The organism is Ignavibacteriota bacterium (assembly GCA_016707525.1).
Taxonomy (GTDB): domain Bacteria; phylum Bacteroidota; class Ignavibacteria; order UBA10030; family UBA6906; genus JAGDMK01.
Map to the genome: position 1 here is coordinate 39,415 of JADJHP010000021.1, position 18,653 is coordinate 58,067.

Genomic DNA, 18,653 nt, shown 5'->3' on the forward strand with positions numbered 1-18,653 from the left:
GCAGTGTTCTTGTCCACTTATTCTCCGCGGTATTCTACCAGATTGTTCTCGGATTCATAGAGCTTGATGGAGTACAGGGTGCCGAACGGGATCTTCGGCGCCAGGACCTTCCAGAACGCCATGGCCATGTTCTCCGCGGTGGGGATGATCCCGGTCAGGAAAGGCACATCGACGTTGAGATGCTTGTGGTCGACGAGTTCGATCAGCTCGCGGTCCACGATCTCTGCCAGCACCTTCAGGTCGATCACCATGCCCGTCTCCGCCGGCGGCATCCCCGCGACGGTGACCTCGATGTTGTAATTGTGTCCGTGACCGCTCGGATTGTTGCACTTGCCGAACACCTTGTAATTCTCCTCCATCGACCAGGAAGGGTTATACAACCGGTGCGCGGCTGCGAAGTGGGCTTTGCGGGTGACGTAGACCATAGGAATGACCAGTTCAGAATTCAGAATGACGAATGACAGCATGATGCCAGATCCCTGGCGGGGTTATTCAGCCAGGGCAGCAAGGACTTCTTCCACGTGGCCGTCGACTTTGACCTTCCGGAAGACGTGGGTGATCTTCCCTTTCCCATCGATGATGAACGTCGTGCGTTCCACGCCCATGTACTTCCGCCCGTACATACTTTTCTCTTTCCACACCCCGTAGGCACCCAGCATCTTCTTCGACTCGTCGCTGACCAGGGGGAACGACAGGTCGTACTTCCCGGCGAACTTCGCATGGGAGGCAGCGCTATCCGGGCTCACGCCCACGACCACCGCACCCTTCTTCTTGATCTTCGCCAGCGTGTCGTTGAACGCGCACGCTTCCTTCGTACAGCCAGAGGTGTTGTCCTTCGGGTAGAAATACAGGACGACCGTCTTTCCCTTCAGGTCGGCCAGCGCGAGCTTCCCCCCGTCCCCGGTGGGAAGCTCAAATGCCGGAGCTGCGTCTCCGGCCTTGAGTTCTTTCATCTTTGTTCTCGTGGTTCTTCGTTCCGTTCAGATATCAGTTCTTGTCCTTCTGCCATCGGCTTTATTTCAGCGCTGCTTTCACTTCTTCATACGGGGGCTCGGTGGCCGGCGTATCCGTCATCCACACGTACGTCACGACGCCCTGGCCATCGAGGATGTACACGGCGCGCTTCGATGCCGTGTACCCCTGCACTCCGGCGAAATCCGCGTAGAGACCGGCGTACGCCTTGCTTGTCTCACGGGAGTAATCGCTCAGCAACGGGAATGCCAGTTTGTTCGCATCCGAGAACGCCTTGTTGGCGAACGGTGAATCCACACTTATACCGAGGACCTGAGCATCGACCGCATTGAATGCCGCCATCGCATCACGCAATGCACACATCTCCTTCGTGCAGGCGCCGGTGAACGCACCGGGGTAGAATACCAGCACGACCTTCTTGCCGGCGAACTCCGCGAGCGAACGGGGCTTGCGGTCGGTATCGAACAGGGTGAACGCCGGTGCTTTTGAACCTACGGTAACAGACATGGGTTTGCCCTCGTGTGTGGGTTGTGATGAGGAAATGGTCGTATCGCCGAACAGCAAGAACACGAAGGACAGCATCGCGGCAACCGAAGGCCGGTACCGACGTCCTTCATGCAGCATGGTCGGTCCGCTCATAACTCCATCCGTATGGTCAGTGATCCGTAATGGTCCCTGGAATCCGCCCAGCCTGCCGGCAAGGAACCGTCCAGCGTGAAGAAGTGCAGCCCATACGGAAATCGGACTGACTCGAACCTGTACAACCCCTCGATCCAGAGGCCATTCATCGGCTCCCACACTGCCTCAACGTCGGTTCTCAGTGTCTTCTGGAGGGTCCCCGCAAGAAACACCTTACGCTCGGGGTCCTCATTGCGGTGCGGGATCAGAGGATCCGCCCCGAAATTCCGATCCAGCTCGCCCGTCCAGGGGTTGACATAGTTCAAGCCTTGCCGCCCCAATAGAACACTCCCTCTGATGCTGAGGTTCCACCGTGGCACAAAGGTCACGCCGATTTGCCACGCATCCCCGTTGGGCCCGACGCCCGGCCCGAGAATGCGCCCGAGACTCGTGAAATTATCGTCACGCGAGCGGCCATGACTGAACACGTAGGGCTCGACGCGGGTGTACTCCACCATCAGGTCGGTGTTGGGCAGAGTGAAGGGATCGGCCCAGTGAACACCCACCTGCCAGGCATACCGGTCCGTCCAGAGATCCGAGAACATATCCGGCACGTTGATGTCATCATACAGGATCGTCCCGGTGAACTGAACATTCGGGATGAATCGGGTCTTGAGGTCGAAGACCCACATGACGTTGTCGCGCTCTCCCCGTGAGCGTTGGGTGGATTCGATCAACGACAAGGGGGTGAGGTAGGCCAGATCAACGGACCGGTTGCTGTACACGACCATTTCCTGGAAACCGATATCGATGATCCCGGGGAACGAAAGGCCGAAGCGGTGGGCGGCAAAGTACTTGTCCGAGATCACCGGCTCGCTGTGACTTGTCGAGGAGTCGTTGCCGATCATGAAGAAGACACGGGATTCTGTACCGAGGATCCAGGCATGGATGAAGGAGTACCTGAACACGCCGTACGTCAGATCGGCCCGGAGGTAGTCGAACGCGCGGGGATGGTCCGAGAGGACCATCTTCTCTCCGAACACACTGTTCCCCCAGAGCACGCGGTCGCGCCCGATCTGCGCCGACAGGAAACCCGCATCATACCGGACGGAACCTTCCGCGAGATCAAAATTCTGTATGTTCCCCACACCGAGTGCGTGGCTCTGCGCGATCCGTTCATCCCGGAAGAGCAGGTCGCGACTCCCCCAGAACTGCGCATTGGTCATGCGGAAACTGTAGCCCAGATGGCCGAGGAGCGTGCCGCGGGCGCGGATGCCTGCCTCCAGGTATTGCGCCCCCGAACTCCCGAAGGCATCTCCCGAGATCCTTCGCGTGTCGAAGGACACCAGCGCATTGGCGAACAGCGTGACGGCACTGTCGGCATGGAGGACAGCCACGCGCTCGCGGCCGGGATGTATCCCTGACCCGACGGAATCCACCCTGTCGCCGGACGCACTGATGAGTGCATCGAACCGGGAGACGGATCCGGTGATATCGTAATGGTACTCGGAGAGAAGATCGTCGAGTCTGTCCCGCTCCACCGCGGAGAGGACGGCACGGGATGCATCGATGGTTGTCAGGTAGCGCGCAACGGCAGCCCGGGAGATCGGCAGGACGACATCGTCAAAACTCCTGAGGACGCCTTTCACCTCCATGGTCTTCAGGAACCACATCACCGGATCATGCGCCGGAACATTCTCGGCCTGGGAGAAGGCGGGGGCATGCATCGAGCCCAGAGCCCAAACCAGAAGCACCGCTATGCAGCATACCCTCTTCATAGTCACCATGAACTCTCCCTCGTGCAAATTAAGAATCAAGAATTCTTAGTTCTTCATTCTTAATTAGAAGTACAAGCCGTACCACACCGCGTTTCCCGGCCCGATCCTCACCGCAGGCATCGGGAGATGCAGGAAGTTCAATGCCTCCCCCAATGTTCTCAGGAACCATGTGCTGCGGGGAATGATGAAGCGGAAATCAAGTTCCGGGGCAAGATACCACGCCAGATACCTGTTGTCACTCACGTTGTCGCGCACGGCCATCCCCACGGCGATCCCGAGGAAATCTGGCCACCACCGATCCGCCGCGGGGAACCATGAATGCGGCGTTACCGTGATCCAGAAGGTCTGCCCCTCGTAGTCATCGATGATCGTCTTCGTCTGTCCCGCGATGGCTGACGGAGCTCCCGCATCCTTTGGATAGTAGCTGAAGCGGAGTTGCACATTCTTCAGCTCGGGGACGTAGTGTTGCAGCACAGGGTACCAGGCCCCGGCCAGATCCGCGGCGAAGTCCACCCGATCGAACCCCCAGAATTCGGAGTACCCGTCCTCGATCTCCACGTACGTCTGAAACACTGTGGCACCGGTCGCCCCCCAGACGAGAGAACTGCCTTCCGAGAGGTTGGCCCACTGCAAGGACTTGCTGAAGAGGAAGGTCATGACCGAGGCACCGTACAGGTGACCGATCTTGTCAACGTTGGAGGCGTACGTGAGGTCTTCGCGGAAATGAAAACTTGTCCGATGCTCCTTCCACCAGGCATTCTGCTGGTAGAGGTGGATCGCCGTGATGCCGGCGGCGGCAGTTCCCGCGACGATCGCCAGGCGCGTGCCGTTCACTCCGGTGCTATCGTCGTCCGGCTGCGGCACCGCGAGCGCATCCGGAAGGACGAGTGACAGCACGATGAGGACGACGGCGGTACGGATGGGCATTCCGATTCTGTGGATCAGTGATGCCCTCAAAGTAGCGGATTCATGTGAGAAGGTCAATCGTTCCTCCCCTTCTCCGCCATCTGTTCCGGGGCCAGGTTCCTGCCCGCTACACCCTCAGGAAGACCTTGTTCCTGTACAGAATGTACAGGAATCCCAGCTTCAAGGACAACAATGCTGCGGCGAACCAGAATGGTGCCCAGGGCGCACCGATGATCCGGAGAAGTCCCCCCAGGAAATACTGCACGGTCGTGTCATAGTTGATCATCCCCGCCTGCGTCAGGTAGAGTGTCAGAGGATTCACCCCGATCAGGACGAAGAGAAATGCCCACTTCTTCCAGCCGATGACATCCATGACCGCGTAGAAGACCGAAAGGAGTATCAGGCTCCACCCCCCCGTCACAAGCACGAACGAACTGGTCCAGATGTTCTTGATAACGGGGAACACCATCCCCCACAGATGGCCGAGCAGGAGGAGGGCAATGCCGGCCCCGGCCATCATCCCGGCCTTCCGCCATTGCCCCACATCCGTGCGCATCAGCAGATGCCCCGTGAGCGCACCGAGCAAGGCGGTGGACACGGCAGGGATCGTCGAGAGGATCCCCTCCGGATCATAGATCGTGAACCAGAGCTTTCCGGGAAGCAGGAGCCGGTCGACATATCCTACGATGCTCCCCTCCGGCGTGATCACCCCGGCCCCGATCCCGGGGACCGGGACGAGGGCGACGACCGCCCAATAGCCGAGGAGGATCGCACCGGCGATGACGGACTGGATCTTTGGCGAGGCATGGGTGACGATCAGCGCAGCGAAATAGTATCCAAGGCCGATCCGCGCAAGCACGCTCGCGTAGCGCGTGTTCGGCCAGTCGAAGTTGAAGAATCCGTTGTACATCATGCCCAGCGCGATCAGCAGAAGCGCGCGACGCGTGAAGCGCCAGAAGAGCGAGGCGGAGCCTTCGCCGCGAGACCGGCGGCGGGACACCGCGAACGGGATCGTGACACCGGAAATGAACAGGAACATCGGAAAGATCAGGTCGTAGAAGTGGAATCCTTCCCACGGCACGTGTTCCATCTGCTCCGTCGCCGCATGAAGAATGGACCATCCGGTGATGTCGCGGAGTGCGGACAGCAGCATGTCGCCGCCGGAGATCCAGAGCATATCGAATCCCCGCAATGCATCAAGTGAGTCGAGACGCCCGGTGGGCGCTACGTCGTGTGCCATGGGTCAATCCTGTGCAGGAGGAACGGAAGGCGTGCAGTCAGATGACAGAAGGATAGCGGGAAAAACGGAAATTGTCAAGCAGCTCCGGCGGAGCCGTGCCGGCGATGGGCGTGGGATCCCGGCATGACACCGGGATCCCGCTCCTCTCAATTCGTCATCGCTGTGGGCAGGTCGAGGCGGTAGTGTGTGCCGGCGTCTTCAATGCACGACAGCGTCGCACCGACGTCCTCCACGAGAGCGGTCACGAGCGTGAGCCCGATCCCCGACGCTGCTGGTTTCACACTGCTGCGGCCGCATCCATCATCATGGATGCACAGCGTCAACCCGCCGGCATCGCCACGGAGGAGCGTGACCGTGACGGTCCCCTTTGCGCTCCCTTTGAAGGCGTGCATGAATGCATTCGTGATGAGTTCATGGGCGATCATCCCGAGCGGCACGGCGAGATCGATGCCGAGGGCCAGACGCTCCCCCGTGACGCTCCAGGACACCGATTCCATGTTGAAGATCGAGCTGATCTCGCTCGCCAGATTCTCCAGGTAGCGCGTGAAATCGATGCTCCCGAGATCGTCGGATCGGTACAGTGCTTCGTGTACCATGGCCATGGAGCGGATCCGGCCCGTGGCCCGAACGAAGGGGGCCCGCACGGCGATGCTCGTGATGTTCATGGCCTGCATATTGAGGACGCTGGAGATGATCTGCAGATTGTTCTTGACCCTGTGGTGGATCTCCTTGAGCATAAGTTCCTTCTCGCGCACGAGGGAGGCCACGAGCTCCACCGCATCCCGGCGTTCATGGATGTCTCCGTTCGTCGCCTGCGCCAGAAGTGCCGCCAGGGATTCCTGGGAGGACGCAAGCTGGTGGGCAACATGCGCTTTCTCCTCGGTCAGGTTGTAGCGGTCCACAGATTCCTGAATGAGTATGCGCAACAGCGCGTCGTTCCAGGGCTTCGCAATATACGAAGCGATGCCCGCCACGTTGATCGCACGGGTGGTGTCGGCGTGGTCCACGAATCCGGTGACCATAACGCGGACCGTCGACGGATGGCGATGCGCGACGGCCTCGAGCACTTTGACGCCGTCCATTCCCGGCATCCGCTGATCGGACAACACGATGGCGAACGGGCCGTGTTCATCGAGCATGGAACCGATCTGCGTCGGATCCTGCAGCGTATGGATCTCGACCCCTTCTTTGCGGAGCAACAGGCCAAACACCGTGAGCAGCGCCTGTTCGTCATCCACGTACAGCACGCGTGTATTGCGTTTGTAAGGTTCCATGGTCAATCCCCGGCTCCCTCCGGATCACCCCTGGACCTTCACCCGCACCATCGCGGGGAGAGGGTCCTTCAGATGCCACTGCTTGAGAATGTTGATCGACATGACGGTCATGGACGTCCCTGCACGCATCAGCACTTGCTTCTCCGAGCTCAAGACATCTTCGAGAAGCACCATGCCGGGCTTCAAGTCCTCGATACCGAGGTCGGCGCTCGTTCCGTCCGGCGATGCGGATTCCGGCCGCTTGAGCATCCGGTTGATCAGATTCGTGTCGAACATCGCCGGCTGACGCAGCATCCAATCAAGGATCTCGCGGCCCCGGAACTTGTCGGTGGTCTTCTTGTCCAGTTCCACGAGGATGTGCAACATACGCGCTCCAAGCGGGAGCTTCTCGCCGGCCACGAGTTCGTCGGCGGGTTCCCCGCTCCCGTCGAAGTTCTTGCCATGCAGGCGCAGCATGCGCGCCACATTCTCGAACCCCGGGATCTCTTTGACCAATCCCGCGGCGATAAGATGGTGAGCACGCACGGCAGGGAAACGCTCGAGAGAATTGAATCCCTGCTTGTTCAGCGTCACCTGGATCCAGGGTGGCAATGCCGCCACCCCGAGGAACGCCAGATCGAGGGCGATCGTGATCTCCCGGCGCTCTCCCTCCGGGATCTCCGGCATCATCTCCAGGAAGGCGCGACCGAGTTGACGTACGCGCATAGCACGCGTGCCGGCGTCGGGATTCAGTGTCTGGATCATGTCACCAAGGAGCCGTACGGTACCCGCCACCGTACCGTCAAGGGCCTCCTTCAGCGATCCATTTGCCACCTTCAACGCCTCCAGCAGGTAGGCATTCTCCCCTGCCAGATTGTAGCGGTGTACCGACTCCCGCACCAGGGCCTTCAGGTGGTCATCGTTCCATGGTTTGGAGATATAGGAGGTGATGCCACCGACATTGATCGCGCGAAGCGTGTCGTTGTGGTCCGCAAAGCCGGTGATCATCACGCGGATCGACGCAGGATGGATCCGCGCGGCGGCCTCGAGCACTCCCACACCGTCAAGCCCGGGCATTCGTTGATCCGAAAAGACGACGGCAAACGGACCGTTGTCGGTGAGCACCTGTTCGATCTTTGTGGAATCCTGCAGCGTGACCACCTCCACAGGCTCTTTCCGGAGCATCGCGTTGAAGGCCGATAGGAGGGCACCCTCGTCATCGACATAGAGTATGCGGTTGTTACGTTGATATGCTTCCATAGTCATCCTTCGTCCTTGACCTTAGCGGGTCGCTCCAGTTCCATTCATGATCCGGTCCCTCCACGGATCGACGAGTTCATCTACAGCGGGATCGTGCGGAAAAGCGGCATTCCCGCGTTGCAGGATGTCCGCAAGCTGCAGGATCTGCGGCAAGACCTGACCGCCCGTCCTCTTGTGATGCAACGACACTCCCGCGATGATCGGCCGCGGGAAATTCCAATACTCCAGGAGAGCTGCTCCAATGGCGTCGTGACCGCTCCCAAAGAACGCGTACTCCGCATTCCCATCCATGCCTGCGGCGTCGGAGCGTGAGGCACGATACTCCTTGTAGCGCGCAGGATCGTAGCACAGCAGAGCGACCTGACCGAGGTCCTGGAGCAACGATGCAACATACACCTCCTCCCGGACATCGCACTCCTGCCAGTGCTCGGCGATGTGCTTCGCGATGGAAGACCGGCTCACGGCCGCGTTCCACACACGCTCGATCTCCGCAATGCATTCCTGCTGAGCAGCACATGCGAATCCTTCAAATGCCTCGATCGCTGCAACAAGGCCTGCCACATACTCCGTGCCGATGAAGAACACGGCATCATGCACACTCGATACTGGCTTCCTGCTCCCGTAGTAGACCGAATTCGCGACGCGGAGGAGCTTGGCGACGATCGGCGGGCTCTTCTCTATCACATGCGCGATATCCGAGACCGAGCTGCCATCGCGCGTCAGCACTTCATGGACCTTTGTATGAAAGCCCGGAGGGGCGGGAAGCGTGGCAACCGTCCGCAGGATCTCCGACAACCGATCCTTGCGCTGCGTGCTGAGCTGCTCCAGCACATGCTGCACGAGGTCCCGCAGTCCGGCGTCCTCCCAGGGCTTCAGGACATAATGCTGCGCAAGGGACCTGGAGAGGGCGTCCATCACGACGCCCTTGTCCTCCTACCCACTCAGCATGATCCGCACCGCCTGCGGATTGATCCCCGATGCGTGGTTCAGGAATTCCGCGCCGGTCATCACCGGCATACGGAGATCCGAGATGATCACATCGGCCGGGATACCGCGGATGAACTCGAGGGCATCGGGGGCGCGCTGGAACGTATGTATCGAATACCCGGCACGCCGGAACAGACTCCGGAGGCTCGCCAGGATCGCCTCTTCGTCGTCAACGAAGACCACGACGGGGGCAAGGTGGGTCACTTTCGCCGCTTCATTGCGGGGCACCGTGGTCTCAGTCATGCTGCCTCCCCCGTACCTGCGTCACGTACAAGCGGAAGGGCTATCGTCATTGTCGTGCCCGACCCTACCACGGAATCGACCGTCAGGTTCCCGCCGTGTTTCTGTATGATCGTGGCGGAGATCCAGAGCCCCAATCCCGTCCCCTTCCCTACCGGTTTCGTGGTGAAGAACGGATCAAAGATGCGTTTGAGATGTTCCTCGGGTATACCGCTCCCGGTATCGGCGACCTGCACTACCAGGTTCCCGGCATCCTCCTTCGTTCGTAACGTGATGGTCCCCTTGTCCTTCAGGGCCTGCGCGGCATTCACCAGAAGATTCACAAGCACCTGCTTGATCTCGCCGATATTGCAGCTGATCCGCGGCACCTCTCCGTATTCCTTGACGATCGTGGCCTTGTACTTCAGCTCATTCCAGGTAAGATTGATCGTGTCGTCGAGTGCGGCGTTCATGTCCGCCTCAGCATAACTCTCCGTCGCCATGTGCGAGAAGCCGCGCAAGCGATCCACAATGCTCCGGATGCGTTCCGTCCCCTCGCTCGTGTGCGTCATGAGCACCGGGAAATTCGTCGCCGCGAACTCGACATCCGCCTGTTCCTCGGTCTTCGCGATGAGCATCAAGAGCGGCTGGAACTGCGGGTCCTGCTGCAGTTGAGCCTTCACCCCATCCCACGCCTTGAGCACACTGAGGACATCGCTGAAGTACTCGCCGAACCGATTCAAGTTGCTCGATACGAACGCCAGGGGGTTGTTGATCTCATGTGCGATCCCTGCGGTGAGTTGACCGATAGAGGCCATCTTCTCGGACTGGATCAGCCCTTCCTGCATCTGCCGGACCTCGGCGATGGTCTTCTCCAGGACGGCGTTGCGTTCACTGAGTTGATGCTCCAGTTCCTGACGCTGTTCGTCCTGAAGCTTTCTCTCCGTCATGTCGCGCACAAGAACGAGGAGTCGCGCCCCCGCGTCGTCCACAATGAGCGTCATCGAGGCATCCTTGAACCGCCAGAAGCCCTCTCCGGTGCGGAGCCGGAACTCGATCGATTGATGTCCATGCCCTTCGACAACCCTCGCGATCGCGTCACGAACACGTGAGACGTCGCCCGGGTGGATCAGGGAGAGATAGTCCTGACCCTCGACGGTATGAGGAGGAAGACCATCCTGAAGATGGGAAGGGCTCGCATATTCACACACCCCGGACGGGTCGATGATCGCGAGAAGGTCCGCGATGTTCTCGGAGACGAGCCGGAAGCGCTCCTCGCTTTGCCGCAACGCTTCCTTCGCCGCCTCCCGCTTTGAGATATCGCGGATCGCCGCCACGATGTAATCTCTGTCGAGATGGACGAGGTTGACACTGACCTCGGAGGGGAACGCGGATCCGTCCCGGCGCCGTTGGTGCCGGTGCACCATCGCTCCACCCTTCGATTGGAGGTCCGCAAGGAGCTGTGCGTAACGGTTGGCGTCCACGCTGTCATCAATGTCCGCCATCGTCCGCTGCAGGAATTCCTCCCGGCTGTACCCCAACGTCCGGAGCGCGGTTTCATTCGCATCGAGAAACGCCCGGATGCCGGATCGACGACCACGATCGAATCGTTCGAGTTGTCGATGAGCGCACGGAAGAGGCGCATCGACTCCTCCGCGCTGTGACGGTCCGTGATGTCCCGGCCGATCCCTACCAGCCCCGCAATGTTCCCTGCGGCGTCCCGGAAGGGTACCTTCGTGGAGAGCACCCATCGCCGGACACCTGAGCGATCGAGGATGGACATCTCATGGTCGATGATCCCTTCGCCGGTGCGCAGGACCTGTTGGTCTAAACGGGTGAACTCTGCGGCGAGTTCCTCTTCATAGAATGCGAAGTCATCCTTACCCAGGACCTCTGCTTCGGACGCGCAATGCAGATACTCACGAACCTCGGCGAGATTGGAGAGAAGTTTGCGCCCCTGCAGATCCTTGGCGTAGACAATATCCGGAAGACTGTCCACGACCGTCCGGAGCAGTGCCATCTTCTTTACGGTCTCGGTCTCCCACGCCTTCCGGTCGGTCACATCGCGCAGCACGCCCGTGTAGGCAGCGATGAGTCCGCTCTCCGTGATCGAGCCGGACCTGTCTTCGAGGCAAATGATCGTTCCATCCTTCCGGCGGAACCATCGCTCGTCATCCGCAACGGTCGGGGCACCTGAAACGGACACGTCCCCGGCAAGACCGCCGGAACCGGACCCGTGGTCCGGGTAGCGTCATCGAACGCGGCGCGCCCGCCCATGACGTGGATGTCCTCGAGCGTATAGCGGGTCAATGCTTCAAAAGCGGGGTTGACATAGGTATACTCTCCTGTCGTGGCGTCGATGCAATACAGCGCATCCTGAAGGCCATTGACGATCCTGGAGATCACCTGCTCACCCGTGTGTACAGTCTCTTGTAGCGCCACGTGCTACTCCCACTTGGACTGCGAGGTCCGCTGCATCCCGGGGATGGGTCGGCCCTTCGGTTCTCGGACATATGCGCAAGGAAGGACACTACCCCGGTCCCTGCGATGCACCCGGATCACAAATCTCTCCCGTTCGGCCCCATCACACTTCCCCACATACTATATCGCAATTCCTGTGCCAGTGGAAATCGTTGCACTCACACTCTTCCCTTCAAGCGGTACTTGAGGTGACGCATGGATTTTCGGTCAAGGAAATGGTATTTTGAGGCATTCACAACCTGACATAGCCGGCAATGAGATCATTGAACGTTCATCCACGCATTTCGGGTCGGGCCCTTGCGGCCCTGATCGGAGCTTTCTGCATAACCTTTTCCTTTTGGTCGGCGAGAGCCCAGGAAGGCGTGCCCGCGTCACATTGGTTTCCCCCCGGAACGGGTTTCACCCCGCTCTTCGCCAACCATGAGGAACCACGGATGGGCATCGCACAGGAGATCGGGACCTCCCGCATGAAGGTGGCCATCGGGAATGCCGTCGATGCCTACGAGCATCGCTGGGGTACCGATACGTTGCGCGTCTCCGCACTCTTCTTTGCCTACGCACTCGCGAACGACCACCGGGGCTACCGGTTGAAGATCGATGCCGCGGACGGATTCTTCGGACTCGGTCTCAGCCTGCATGGCGCCTCGGCCTGGAGCTTCCGCTTCCGATTCCTTCATCTGAGCGCACATATGGTCGATGGACACTACAACGACGATCTGGGAATGTGGCGTGACGGGAATGACCCATTCCCCTTCTCACGTAACTACGCAGAGGTCATTGCGGCCTATCACCATCGGTGGGGGGAGTGGCTTCTGCGGCCTTACGCAGGCATCACCTACGCGCCGATCGTCAAACCGGTCGCGATACGCAAATGGACACTCCTGGGAGGGTGGGAAATTCACGCGCCGGGTTCACCGCACATCTACGGTGCGCATCATTTCACATTGATGGGCACCCCGGCGGTCATCGGGAGCAACACCATCGAGGCGGGAGTGAAGTTCGGAGCATGGAATGCGAAGGGTGTGCGGCTGTTCCTGTCGTATCAGAACGGCTGGGACAATTTCGGTGAATACTACAACATCCGTCGGGAGGCGATCGCAGCAGGATTTGCGTTCGACTTCAGCGACTGAACTGGCGACGGAAGGAACTGGAGAATGATGCGGTGTTATCTCAGATGCAGCAGGTACCCCAACGGCCCCTTCCCCTCCGTCAATTTCAATGCCGGTGCCGGGAAGTGATAATTGTTGAACACGCGCTCGACGACCAACACGTGATCGTTGTGCGTTGAGAACCCTTCCAGATTGAGATCGAGGCCGATCACGAATTCCCGGCGCGCATTCCCCCATCCGACGCCGTAGCCAACACCCACCTGCAGCCACTCCGGCCAGCTCTCGCCGACCGCACCCGGAAGGACGTTATGCATATTGGCGGTCAGCCAGACCGTCATCGCATCATAGTCGCTCGTGAAGTTCGCCGGGGTCGTGAAACCCTGTTTCGGCCAGAAGCTCACCTTGAAATTGAAATTGTACAGGTACGGATAGTGGGTCTGCAGCATTCCGTAGCCCACCCCCATGAGCCCGAACAGGAGATCCTGGGGGTCGAACCCGTAGGGGGTGAAGGCATCCCCGAGTTCGATCTCGAGGGCATGGAAGATCGCGATGCCGGCGGGCCACCAGTAGGATGCCTCCGGAGAATACCCGCCCCAGAGCATCACCTCACGCATCCCCTTGAACTCGAGATACGTCCCATACATATGCCCGACCTTGTCGAGTCCGCGGACCGTTCCACCGAACCAATGATCCGAGTAGAACGAGAAGGGGCGCTCGGCATCCTTCCACCAGGTGAAATAGGCATCGGCGATCATGCCTGCGCCGACGATCGCGACGATGCCGGTGGCGGCGCCCTGGCGGAGCGGGGTGATGTTCTCGCGGGAATAGCCGGCGTAGGGAGCAGTCTCCTGCGCAACCGCAGGAGAAGGAAGGAGGGACATGCAGGCAAGAAGGAACATCAACACAAGGGAAACCACCCCGTCCCTCGTCATGCCGCCATGCTTCCTTCCTCCCACGTCCCTCTTCGCTTGCTTCATCGTTGCATGGTCTTCTTGAAGTATTCCACCGTCGCTGTCAGCCCCACCTTCCGGTCCACGCGTGCTTCCCAATGGAGAAGCGTGCGTGCGCGTGTGGTATCGGGTTGCCGTATCTTGGGGTCGTCCTCCGGGAGGTCCTTGTGGATGATCCGGCTTGAGCTGTTGGTCAGCGCGATCACCTCGCGTGCAAGGTCAAGCATGGTGATCTCGGCCTGATTGCCGATATTCACCGGATCCGGGAGATCCGACAGGAGGAGCCGGTGGATCCCTTCAATGAGATCGTCCACGTAGCACACGCTGCGGGTCTGGAGGCCATTGCCGAACACCGTCACATCCTCGCCACGGAGAGCCTGCGAGATGAACGCCGGGATCGCGCGGCCGTCGTTGATGCGCATCCGCGGCCCATAGGTATTGAAGATGCGCACGATCCTGGTCTCGACACCGTGGTATCGGTGGTACGCCATCGTCATCGCTTCGGCGAAGCGTTTCGCTTCATCATAGACGCCGCGCAGGCCGACGGGGTTCACGTTGCCCCAGTACGATTCCGGCTGCGGGTGGATCAGCGGGTCGCCGTAGGTTTCCGATGTGGACGCCAGCAGGAACCGCGCATTCTTCGCCTTGGCAAGGCCCAGCGCCTTATGGGTCCCGAGCGAGCCGACCTTCAATGTCTGGATCGGCAGCTTGAGGTAGTCGATCGGGCTTGCCGGCGAAGCAAAGTGCAGAATGTAATCCACGGGGCCGTCGACGAAGATATACTCCGTGACGTCATGCTTCAGAAATCGGAAATGCTCATTGCCGAGGAGGTGCGCGATATTCCGGACATCTCCGGTGATGAGGTTATCGATCGCCGTCACCTTGCATCCTTCAGCAAGGAGCCTGTCGCACAGATGAGATCCCAGAAATCCGGCCCCGCCGGTAACGATTGCGTGCTTCACGATGGCCTCCTGAACGAAGAGAGAGTGCTTCAAGCTACGAGTTGCCGCGTCCGATCCCGTAGTAGACAAAACCCTTTTCCCGCATCACTTTCGGATCGTAGATATTCCTCCCGTCGAAGACCACGGGTTCGCGAAGGAGCGATCTGATGCGCTCAAAATCCGGGCGCCGGAACTCGTTCCACTCGGTCAGCAGGACGAGGGCATCCGCGCCCTTCACCGCGTCATAGTTGTTATCGACGAGCTTCACCCCTTTGCCGAACCGTTTCTTCGCCTCGTCCAGCGCCGCCGGATCGAAGGCGCGGATCAGCGCACCTTCGCGGACGAGCGCATCCACCACCGTCAGCGCCGGAGCCTCGCGCATGTCGTCCGTATTCGGCTTGAACGCCAACCCCCAGAGCGCGATCACCTTCCCCTTCAACCCGGCACTGAAATGCTTCTTGATCTTGTTCACGATGACGAGCTTCTGTCGGCGGTTGACGGCCTCAACGGCCTCCAGGATCTGCAGATCGTACTCGTTCGTACGTGCGGTATTGAGCAGCGCGGAAACGTCCTTGGGGAAGCACGACCCTCCGTACCCGATGCCCGCGAACAGGAACTGGGTGCCGATGCGCTCGTCCGTCCCCATCCCTTTCCGCACGAGGTCCACGTCGGCGCCGAGGCGTTCACAGAGATTGGCGATCTCATTCATGAACGACACCTTGGTGGCGAGGAACGAATTGGACGCATACTTTGTAAGCTCGGAGCTATGGATGTCCATGACGATCAGCGGGTTGCCGGTCCGGACGAACGGTCCGTAGAGGTCCTGCATGATCGCGAGGGCTTTCGGGCTGCTGGAGCCGATCACGATGCGGTCGGGCTTCATGAAGTCGTTCACCGCCGCGCCTTCCTTGAGGAACTCGGGGTTCGAAACGACATCGAACGGATGCTTCGTCTCCTTCGCGATGATCTCACGCACGCGGTCGCCGGTCCCGACCGGCACAGTGCTCTTATTGACGATCACCTTGTACCCGTTCATGATGCGGCCGATCTTCCGGGAGACCTCCAGGACGTGCTGCAGGTCCGCGGATCCATCCTCCGCCTGGGGTGTGGGCAATGCGAGGAAGATCACTTCCGACTTCTTCACGGCAGCGTCGAGGTCGGAGGTGAACGTGAGCCGTTTCTCCGCGATGTTCTTCTTGAGGAATTCCGTGAGTCCGGGCTCGTAGATGGGGCTTTCGCCCTTCCGGAGAGTTCTGAGCTTCTGTTCGTCCACATCCACGCAGATCACATCGTTGCCGCTCTCTGCAAAGCACGTTCCAACGACGAGTCCGACGTATCCGGTGCCGACAACGCTGAGTTTCATCGATATCCCCTCTTATTCATTCGACGACTTCATCGAGTATACGGAAAACCGCTGAGAGTTTCAAAATGCCCAAAAACTTGTAAGGGCGGTGCATGCACCGCCCCTACGAGTACCACGCATCCATTCGGGCAATGACGGTTGATGCACCGCCCATGGGAAAGACCCCGAACCCGCCCGACATGGCGGCATGCACCACGCGGACGTTTCTGCTTCTTAGTATGCCCCCTTGCCGAAGAACACTACCGGCACCGTCTGCGCGAGGATCTCGAGGTCGTACAGGATCGACTGATTCTCGATGTAGTACAGATCCAGAAGGACCATCTCGCGGAAGCCGATATCGCTGCGGCCGGAGATCTGCCACAAGCCCGTCATACCCGGTTTAGAGAGTGTGCGCTGACGGAAATACCCTCCCAGGGCATCCTCCTCCTTCATACGCCGGTAATCGGACACGGGAAGCGGGCGGGGGCCGACCAGGCTCATGTCGCCGATCAGCACGTTGAAGAGCTGTGGCAGTTCATCGATACTGTAGCGCCGGATAATCTTCCCCACTTTCGTGATGCGGGGATCGTCCCGCATCTTGAACAATGCCCCGTTGGCTTCATTGTGATGGAAGAGCTTTTCCTTTTCCGCATCCGCACCTTGATACATGCTGCGGAACTTGAAGAAGTCGAACGGCACGTCCTCGTCTGAGAGCGACCGCTTCTGGCGGAAGAACACCGGCCCGCGGGATTCCAGTTTTGTCGCGAGAGCGACCGCAATGAAGATCGGCGAAAGCATCAGGATGCAGAGGGATGACACGACGATATCGAATAAGCGCTTGATGATCCGTTTGGCGAAATCGACCCGATGGCGCGTGGGAGTATAGATCGAGATCCCCGCGATGTCGTGAAGGCCTGCCTTCGAGAAGAGGAAATCCGCCTCGGGGGAGATCACACGCATCCCGATCCGTTCCCGTTTACACAGCGACTCCAGCACCTCGTAGGAGCCGTTCAACTGGGCGGTCGAGATCGTGATCAATTCGATGTGCTTGTCTTCTACCACGCGTTCGACCGTGCTCCGTTCAACGTGCAGGTTGTTGTCGCCGTTCTCGCTGAACGGTGTGGTGATCACACTGACGACAACGTACCCGAGGTCCGGGAACCGCTCCAGGCGGCGGAGGAGGCTTCCCAGGTAGGGGTTCGAGCCGATCGCCAGCGTATTCCAGCGGCCGAATCCGAGCCTGCGAAGCGCGCGGAGGATGTTCCGGGCAAGATACCACGCCGAAAGGTAGAGGAACGGGTAGCTGAGGAAGAATGCGAGCAGCAGAAGGCGTGAGATCCCGCTTCCGTAGACCAGCAGCAAGCCGGTCAGGATAATGGCGACGCTGAACACAAAACCTTTTCCGGCGAGGTATGCCTGGCGATAGAACGAGGATTGCGCAGTGGTGCGATACACCCCGAGTGAGGTGAAGAGGAGAAGGAAGACACCCAGGATCGACGCCAGCGTCCAGGCATACTGCGACAGGGCCTCGGAGAATGACACCCCTGTCATCTCCACCCGCACGGCGAAGAGGAACGCAGCCGTGATAACCGCGGCATCAAACCCGAGAGACCCGACAGCGATGACGGTCCGCCAGTTGCGCCGGATGAACGCCTGTTGTGAAGGCATAAGAGAACCAAAGTTCGCGAGATGCAGGAGGCTGGATCGCTCCCCTGAAGTTCCTGCATGCTATAGGGCAAAAGATAGCGATTGGCAACGACATATGCAACTTCACATGAGCTGTCGTCGCTAAACCTCAATTCCTCGTGCCGGCGCGTTCTGCGGTTCTCTCCATTGAACTGGAGGCTGAAGCAGGATGCAGGAGCGGCGCATCCACCGCCCTGCGACGATCTTCATCGGACCAGGCTCACTTTCTTGATGATCCTCGCGTCCCTGCCCGCCGACACGAGCCCGTGCGCTTCGAGCACTATGATGTACGCACCGCTTGCCAGACCCACGGGCGACCATTGCACGGTATGATAGCCTTCGTGAAGATCGGAAGAGAATATCGTTGCAACGAGCTGTCCGAGGATATTGAACACCTCAGCATGCACTCTGCTCGGTTCCGGCAGGCCGAACCGGATGGTCGTGGCAGGATTGAAGGGGTTCGGGTAATTCTGGAACATCACATAGTCCGCCGGCACATCCGGAGCCACGGTGCCACGGGCGACGATCCGGAACCGGAGCGAATCCGATGCCCCCCTGCTGTCCGTCACGATCACCAGCACCGAATCTTCTGCCGCCCTGGGCGGAATGCCGGTCAATGTGCCGGTCGAATCGATGCTCAGCCACGCGGGCCCCTCAACGGAGAACGAGAGAGGGGCGGCATCGTTGATCAATTGTGCGCGAACATGGGCAGGCCGAACGGCTGTCCGGGAACGACGACCGTGTCCGCGATCGCCAGGATCACCGGGGGCTGGTCCGGTGCCGCAACCGTCAGGAAGAGCGTGTCAGTTCCGAACGCACCCTGCGGGTCGAACACACGCACGACCAGAGGAAGGTTCGTGCACTCGTACGGCCCGGTGAACGAGATGCTCACATTCATCAGGCTGTCAACC

General features: G+C 59.8%; 18 protein-coding genes and 2 pseudogenes. 1 reads left to right on the plus strand and 19 read right to left on the minus strand.

Annotated features, from left to right (window positions below; genetic code table 11):
- Positions 1–17: 17 nt before the first annotated feature.
- The 13 genes and pseudogenes from IPI01_20905 to IPI01_20965 form a co-directional block, all read right to left on the minus strand.
- Positions 18–425, minus strand: a complete 408-nt coding sequence (locus IPI01_20905) for a 6-carboxytetrahydropterin synthase (protein MBK7260216.1) — start codon at positions 423–425, stop codon at positions 18–20.
- A 63-nt stretch (positions 426–488) separates the two neighbouring features.
- On the minus strand, positions 489–953 hold the full coding sequence (bcp, locus tag IPI01_20910) for a thioredoxin-dependent thiol peroxidase (GenBank protein ID MBK7260217.1): 465 nt from the start codon (positions 951–953) through the stop codon (positions 489–491).
- A 61-nt stretch (positions 954–1,014) separates the two neighbouring features.
- Positions 1,015–1,479: a redoxin domain-containing protein gene (locus IPI01_20915; GenBank protein ID MBK7260218.1), complete on the minus strand. Its 465-nt coding sequence runs from the start codon at positions 1,477–1,479 to the stop codon at positions 1,015–1,017.
- 128 nt (positions 1,480–1,607) lie between these two features.
- Positions 1,608–3,377 (minus strand): hypothetical protein, encoded by a 1,770-nt coding sequence (locus IPI01_20920; protein ID MBK7260219.1) that lies wholly within the window; start codon positions 3,375–3,377, stop codon positions 1,608–1,610.
- Positions 3,378–3,431: 54 nt separating this feature from the next.
- Positions 3,432–4,295: a DUF2279 domain-containing protein gene (locus IPI01_20925; GenBank protein ID MBK7260220.1), complete on the minus strand. Its 864-nt coding sequence runs from the start codon at positions 4,293–4,295 to the stop codon at positions 3,432–3,434.
- 106 nt (positions 4,296–4,401) lie between these two features.
- Entirely contained in the window at positions 4,402–5,514 is a 1,113-nt protein-coding gene (locus IPI01_20930; protein ID MBK7260221.1) for a DUF5009 domain-containing protein, read from the minus strand.
- A gap of 146 nt (positions 5,515–5,660) precedes the next feature.
- Positions 5,661–6,788 carry a response regulator gene (locus IPI01_20935; GenBank protein ID MBK7260222.1) on the minus strand — a complete coding sequence of 376 codons (1,128 nt, stop codon included), beginning with the start codon at positions 6,786–6,788 and terminating at the stop codon, positions 5,661–5,663.
- Between the two features lie 24 nt (positions 6,789–6,812).
- Positions 6,813–8,027, minus strand: coding sequence for a response regulator (locus tag IPI01_20940; GenBank protein MBK7260223.1), 1,215 nt, complete (start codon positions 8,025–8,027; stop codon positions 6,813–6,815).
- Between the two features lie 21 nt (positions 8,028–8,048).
- Complete coding sequence (locus tag IPI01_20945; protein MBK7260224.1) at positions 8,049–8,945, minus strand: HDOD domain-containing protein; 897 nt, start codon at positions 8,943–8,945, stop codon at positions 8,049–8,051.
- A 15-nt stretch (positions 8,946–8,960) separates the two neighbouring features.
- The gene (locus IPI01_20950; protein MBK7260225.1) at positions 8,961–9,257 is read right to left on the minus strand and encodes a response regulator; all 297 of its coding nucleotides are present in this window, start codon (positions 9,255–9,257) and stop codon (positions 8,961–8,963) included.
- The gene (locus IPI01_20955) at positions 9,254–10,774 is read right to left on the minus strand and encodes a PAS domain S-box protein (GenBank protein MBK7260226.1); all 1,521 of its coding nucleotides are present in this window, start codon (positions 10,772–10,774) and stop codon (positions 9,254–9,256) included. Before IPI01_20955 ends, IPI01_20950 begins: the two co-directional genes overlap by 4 nt.
- Before the next feature lie 107 nt (positions 10,775–10,881).
- Positions 10,882–11,253 (minus strand): annotated as a pseudogene (locus IPI01_20960) (PAS domain-containing protein).
- A 15-nt stretch (positions 11,254–11,268) separates the two neighbouring features.
- Positions 11,269–11,439: pseudogene (locus IPI01_20965) on the minus strand (PAS domain S-box protein).
- A 709-nt stretch (positions 11,440–12,148) separates the two neighbouring features.
- Here IPI01_20965 and IPI01_20970 point away from each other — a divergent pair.
- On the plus strand, positions 12,149–12,844 hold the full coding sequence (locus IPI01_20970; GenBank protein MBK7260227.1) for a hypothetical protein: 696 nt from the start codon (positions 12,149–12,151) through the stop codon (positions 12,842–12,844).
- A 35-nt stretch (positions 12,845–12,879) separates the two neighbouring features.
- On the opposite strand, the gene IPI01_20975 is transcribed toward IPI01_20970, so the two are convergent.
- From IPI01_20975 to IPI01_21000, 6 genes are all read right to left on the minus strand, one after another.
- On the minus strand, positions 12,880–13,800 hold the full coding sequence (locus IPI01_20975) for a DUF2279 domain-containing protein (protein MBK7260228.1): 921 nt from the start codon (positions 13,798–13,800) through the stop codon (positions 12,880–12,882).
- On the minus strand, positions 13,797–14,735 hold the full coding sequence (locus IPI01_20980) for an SDR family oxidoreductase (protein MBK7260229.1): 939 nt from the start codon (positions 14,733–14,735) through the stop codon (positions 13,797–13,799). The genes IPI01_20975 and IPI01_20980 overlap by 4 nt, the downstream gene beginning before the upstream one ends.
- Positions 14,736–14,769: 34 nt before the next feature.
- Positions 14,770–16,077: a UDP-glucose/GDP-mannose dehydrogenase family protein gene (locus IPI01_20985; protein ID MBK7260230.1), complete on the minus strand. Its 1,308-nt coding sequence runs from the start codon at positions 16,075–16,077 to the stop codon at positions 14,770–14,772.
- A 213-nt stretch (positions 16,078–16,290) separates the two neighbouring features.
- Positions 16,291–17,724: a sugar transferase gene (locus tag IPI01_20990; GenBank protein MBK7260231.1), complete on the minus strand. Its 1,434-nt coding sequence runs from the start codon at positions 17,722–17,724 to the stop codon at positions 16,291–16,293.
- A 224-nt stretch (positions 17,725–17,948) separates the two neighbouring features.
- Positions 17,949–18,434 (minus strand): T9SS type A sorting domain-containing protein, encoded by a 486-nt coding sequence (locus tag IPI01_20995; protein ID MBK7260232.1) that lies wholly within the window; start codon positions 18,432–18,434, stop codon positions 17,949–17,951.
- Positions 18,431–18,640 carry a hypothetical protein gene (locus IPI01_21000; GenBank protein MBK7260233.1) on the minus strand — a complete coding sequence of 70 codons (210 nt, stop codon included), beginning with the start codon at positions 18,638–18,640 and terminating at the stop codon, positions 18,431–18,433. Before IPI01_21000 ends, IPI01_20995 begins: the two co-directional genes overlap by 4 nt.
- Between the last annotated feature and the right edge of the window lie 13 nt (positions 18,641–18,653).